The 4,740-nt window shown below is 45.5% G+C and carries 4 protein-coding genes and 1 pseudogene; 2 read left to right on the forward strand and 3 right to left on the reverse strand.

From position 1 onward, the window contains the following. Nucleotides 1-72 precede the first annotated feature (72 nt). On the forward strand, nucleotides 73-1,311 hold the full coding sequence (gene alaC / locus A7098_RS19300) for an alanine transaminase (protein WP_000785936.1): 1,239 nt from the start codon (nucleotides 73-75) through the stop codon (nucleotides 1,309-1,311). A gap of 64 nt (nucleotides 1,312-1,375) precedes the next feature. Here the strand turns inward: alaC and ypdK are convergent, their stop codons facing one another. After that, nucleotides 1,376-1,447: a membrane protein YpdK gene (ypdK, locus tag A7098_RS19305; protein WP_010723117.1), complete on the reverse strand. Its 72-nt coding sequence runs from the start codon at nucleotides 1,445-1,447 to the stop codon at nucleotides 1,376-1,378. A gap of 354 nt (nucleotides 1,448-1,801) precedes the next feature. Beyond that, the gene (gene lpxP / locus A7098_RS19310; protein ID WP_032225840.1) at nucleotides 1,802-2,722 is read right to left on the reverse strand and encodes a kdo(2)-lipid IV(A) palmitoleoyltransferase; all 921 of its coding nucleotides are present in this window, start codon (nucleotides 2,720-2,722) and stop codon (nucleotides 1,802-1,804) included. Nucleotides 2,723-3,075: 353 nt separating this feature from the next. Between lpxP and A7098_RS19320 the strand changes: the two genes are divergently transcribed. After that, nucleotides 3,076-3,318, forward strand: a complete 243-nt coding sequence (locus A7098_RS19320) for a YfdY family protein (protein WP_000639882.1) — start codon at nucleotides 3,076-3,078, stop codon at nucleotides 3,316-3,318. A gap of 915 nt (nucleotides 3,319-4,233) precedes the next feature. Here the strand turns inward: A7098_RS19320 and A7098_RS19325 are convergent. Next, nucleotides 4,234-4,740: pseudogene (locus tag A7098_RS19325) on the reverse strand (hypothetical protein); the annotation flags it as partial.

Genomic DNA, 4,740 nt, shown 5'->3' on the forward strand with positions numbered 1-4,740 from the left:
TTTTCAAACCAGCCCCCCCTGGGGGCAGCGTCGCTCGGACGGTCCGGGCGCTAACGTTTATCTGAGGAAATTATGGCTGACACTCGCCCTGAACGTCGCTTTACGCGTATTGATCGTCTCCCGCCCTACGTTTTTAACATTACCGCTGAACTGAAAATGGCTGCGCGTCGGCGCGGCGAAGATATTATCGATTTCAGTATGGGCAATCCGGACGGCGCGACCCCGCCGCATATCGTCGAAAAACTCTGTACCGTGGCGCAGCGCCCGGACACACACGGCTATTCCACTTCACGCGGCATTCCACGCTTACGTCGCGCCATTTCCCGCTGGTATCAGGATCGCTACGACGTTGAGATTGATCCGGAATCAGAAGCCATCGTCACCATTGGCTCGAAAGAGGGGCTGGCGCATCTGATGCTGGCGACGCTGGATCACGGCGACACGGTGCTGGTGCCGAATCCAAGTTATCCGATTCATATCTACGGCGCTGTGATTGCCGGTGCGCAGGTACGTTCAGTGCCGCTGGTGGAGGGGGTCGATTTCTTCAATGAACTGGAACGTGCTATTCGCGAAAGCTATCCGAAACCGAAGATGATGATCCTCGGCTTCCCGTCGAATCCAACCGCGCAATGTGTGGAACTGGAGTTTTTCGAAAAGGTTGTAGCGCTGGCGAAACGCTACGATGTGCTGGTGGTTCACGACCTGGCCTATGCCGATATTGTCTACGATGGCTGGAAAGCTCCGTCAATTATGCAGGTGCCGGGCGCACGTGACGTGGCGGTTGAGTTCTTTACCTTGTCGAAAAGTTACAACATGGCAGGCTGGCGTATCGGCTTTATGGTTGGTAACAAAACGCTGGTCAGTGCGCTGGCGCGTATCAAAAGTTATCACGATTACGGCACCTTTACGCCGTTACAGGTGGCTGCAATTGCCGCGCTGGAAGGCGATCAACAGTGCGTGCGCGATATTGCCGAACAGTATAAGCGCCGCCGCGATGTGCTGGTAAAAGGGCTGCATGAAGCGGGCTGGATGGTCGAAATGCCGAAAGCTTCGATGTATGTCTGGGCGAAAATCCCTGAACCGTATGCGGCAATGGGCTCGCTGGAGTTTGCCAAAAAGCTGCTTAACGAAGCGAAGGTCTGTGTCTCTCCGGGGATTGGCTTTGGTGACTACGGCGACACGCATGTACGCTTTGCGCTGATTGAAAACCGTGACCGTATTCGTCAGGCAGTCAGAGGCATCAAAGCGATGTTTCGCGCCGATGGTTTACTTCCAGCCAGCAGTAAACATATTCACGAAAACACGGAATAAACACCTTCGTCAGAAACGCAAACAGGAGCCAGATGGCTCCTGTTTTTCATTGCACAGTTTGCTTTTAGATCATCAGGGCAAAAGTACCGGCCCAAACGATGACCATAAAAGAAATGCCCATAAAGAAATATTTCACTTTACATCTCTCCGCGTAATTACTGTTACGCCTGAATGACTTCATTACATCTGATACAGTGAGTTGACACCGGGAAAACGACCTCAACAGAGCTCTGTTTTGCCGTGGGCATCACCCCAGAATTCTGAGCTGATTTGCTCGAGACGGCGCTAATGTACGCCTAAAACTAAATTGAAACAAGTGGCATTTTCTTATTTACTTTTAGTAACTTACAAGTGTCTCATATCGGCGACAGTTTAATTTCTGTCAGTAATAATTCATAATTCAGCGAAGGGAAAAGCCTTAAGAAAAAAGCCATAAAAACCATTGGGTTATTATGGCTAATTTGAGGAGGGAAGAAGCGTTGGTCGTTTGTTAAACGTATAACGATGCTTCACCCACCGGACGCGTTTTGAAGCGGCGGTGGATCCAGAGATACTGCTCCGGTGCGCGCATAATCTCTTTCTCAATAATCTTGTTCATATAAGCCGCAGCCTGACCTTCATCAGTCGGGTAGCCTTCCATTTCTGGGGTGATATACAAACGGTATCCGCTGTTATCGGCTTTTCGTACCATCGTCACAGTCAACATGGCGGAACCCGAGAGGCGTGACAACACGTAAGTGCCATTGGTCGTCGCAACATTTTCTACCGCAAAGAACGGAGCGAAGGAGCTTCCTTTACGACCATAATCCTGGTCGGGAGCGAACCATACGGCTTCACCTTTTTTCAAAGCACCAACAATACCGCGCAGATTATTCCTGCCGATCATCGCTTTATTTGAACGCATCCGACCACGGGTCTGCACCCATTCCATCAATTGATTATTATGCGGACGATAAGTTGCCATCATTGGCTGGCAAAGCCCCATTACGCGGCCACCCAGTTCCAGAGACATAAAATGTACGCCGACGACCATTACGCCGCGATTTTGCATTTGTGCGCGTTGCAGGTTATCCAGACCTTCAACATCAAACCATTTACGCACGCGACGATCGGGCCAGAACCACGCCATGCCGGTTTCTACCAGCGCCATGCCGAGTGAACGAAAGTTTTCGGCAATCATCTTCTCGCGTTCTTCAGATGAATGCTGCGGGAAGCAAAGTTCAAGGTTTTTACGGGCGATGGATTCGCGACGTTTCAGAAATGGTCTGGCCATCGTGCCGATACGTGTGCCAAGAAAGCACAAGACAGGATAAGGAAGTTGTACCCAAAGCCAGAGTACGCCCAGACCAAACCACGTGAGCCAGTAGCGAGGATGGAGAAACTCGCGGGAAAATTTGCGCTGTGGAAACATAGTTACCTTCTGTAGATACGAATTGTTGTATCGCAGAAGATTCCATGTCGACAGCGGTACACTCAATAATATTAGGCCATCATGTACGACAATGGTTCCTGTAAAGAGTGTAAAGACTAGTCAGGACAAAACCACGAGGAGCATGAATGCGGTACTTCCATTTTATCATCAGCCGATTGTTTTCAGCTACTGATTATTAATCACTCAAGTAAATATTTTTCAGGAGCGAATAACCCTATTTTTTAACATCTTGTTTTTATTAGAACCTGGCAAAAATTGCCAGTGATTAAGAATTGTCTTACTATTAAATCACCTGAAGTAACAGGTTTGTTAGCGCGGCAGGAGGTTGAGCTATGATTTATTTATGGATGTTTCTCGCCCTGTGTATTGTTTGTGTCAGCGGATATATTGGCCAGGTACTAAATGTAGTATCTGCCGTCTCTTCATTTTTCGGCATGGTGATCCTCGCCGCCCTCATTTATTACTTCACTATGTGGTTAACTGGCGGTAACGAGCTGGTAACGGGGATATTTATGTTTATTGCCCCGGCTTGTGGCTTGATGATCCGCTTTATGGTGGGGTATGGAAGGCGGTAGTGAGGGGGAAATTTTTTATGACAGGTGTTCAGAGCACCAACTGAAGAGATTGTTCACCTGTGACCATCCATTTCGTGAATATATAATGCCACTTTAGAGCAATTGGCTGGACATGACCGTTATTGTTGAGTTGGTGGCTGTTTTTACGTCATTTCCGATAAAAGGCCTTTGCATAGAATTGTGTACAAACACGAAAAAAAAGAGTGTGTTAGAAATTCTGGGGCATTTCAGGAAGTTGCAATCAGAAAGGAATGGCGTATGTACCTGTCCTTCGATTTTGATAAAACCCTTAGGTGCTTCAGTCCGGATCTAACGGATGAAGACGGCATTTTAGATCATTTAATCAAACAGTTAACCTCTGCTGCATTGACTGAGGAATTTGGCTCTCATCTGGTTCAGTAGTTGGAACCCAGGTCTAAAAATGGTTCCAGTAAAAAGATTATTAAAGCCACAACGGTCAGTTTCGAATGGACTGCGTCACGCGACTCTAATCGCTCGGTTGACTCCCAATTAGTGAAAAAGCGCCAGATCACGTTCCCCGATAAGATCGAACGGATGATCATTCTCTTGTTGTGCTTGGGGTACACTGGAGGATCTCTACAGTGAGATTGAAGATTTATATGCTTTCAGCGTGCTCGCTATGACCATCATCACCGTGGCAAATAAGACCATTTCTGAGTTAAACCAGTGGCAACAACGTCCACTGGAAAAGTTCTATCGTCTGACTGGATGCCATTCAATATAAAATACAGGAAGATGACCGTTATCAGGACAAAGCAGTTAAGACGATACAAGAGCTGAATCTGCAAAGTAAAACTGTATCTGCTTAAAAAAGAATCGCTAGTTTCAGGTCATTTGTATTAAGTGACCAGCAAAATTAAAGCCCCTGCTACGGGGCATAAATCATGCAATACTTTAGTGGCAGTGAATTTCGCTAATTAAGTTTGTTGGAACAATCATAACCCAGTTTGCTGGTTTGATTTGTATGGCTGAATTTGCGTTATCAATTTTTTCAGCGTGACATATTGAATAATAAAAATGATCATTTAAAAAAATGTTGTTCTTTGCCATTTCACCTTCTGATATTATATCTGCATTCACAATATAAATACACAATAACACTCCGGAAATAAAATAAGATAAATAACTGATTGGCTTTGATAAATTACATTGAGATAAACATGCTATGAACAATAAGATAGAGAGAAAGTTTGTTCCTGAAAAATATCTATCGGGAAATGTAGTTTGATAGTTATTCAGGAGATCGCTGAGGCCGATTCTACCAAAAACAGTCGTAACAAGACAGATAAAGAGTGCGATCGCTAAAATAAGTAAATGTTTTTTTATTGTTATATCTTTAGTTTTGCAAATAATAGTTGTACAAAAGATAATATATATAAATGATAGAATTATCGATATTGA

The sequence above is a fragment of the Escherichia sp. MOD1-EC7011 genome (genome assembly GCF_002965005.1).
In the GTDB taxonomy this organism is placed as follows: Bacteria; Pseudomonadota; Gammaproteobacteria; order Enterobacterales; family Enterobacteriaceae; genus Escherichia; species Escherichia ruysiae.

Excerpts from the sequence above, each read along its gene's own strand:
- alaC (WP_000785936.1), top strand. The coding sequence starts at position 73 with ATGGCTGACACTCGCCCTGAACGTCGCTTTACGCGTATTGATCGTCTC.
- lpxP (WP_032225840.1), bottom strand. The coding sequence starts at position 2,722 with ATGTTTCCACAGCGCAAATTTTCCCGCGAGTTTCTCCATCCTCGCTAC.
- A7098_RS19320 (WP_000639882.1), top strand. The coding sequence starts at position 3,076 with ATGATTTATTTATGGATGTTTCTCGCCCTGTGTATTGTTTGTGTCAGC.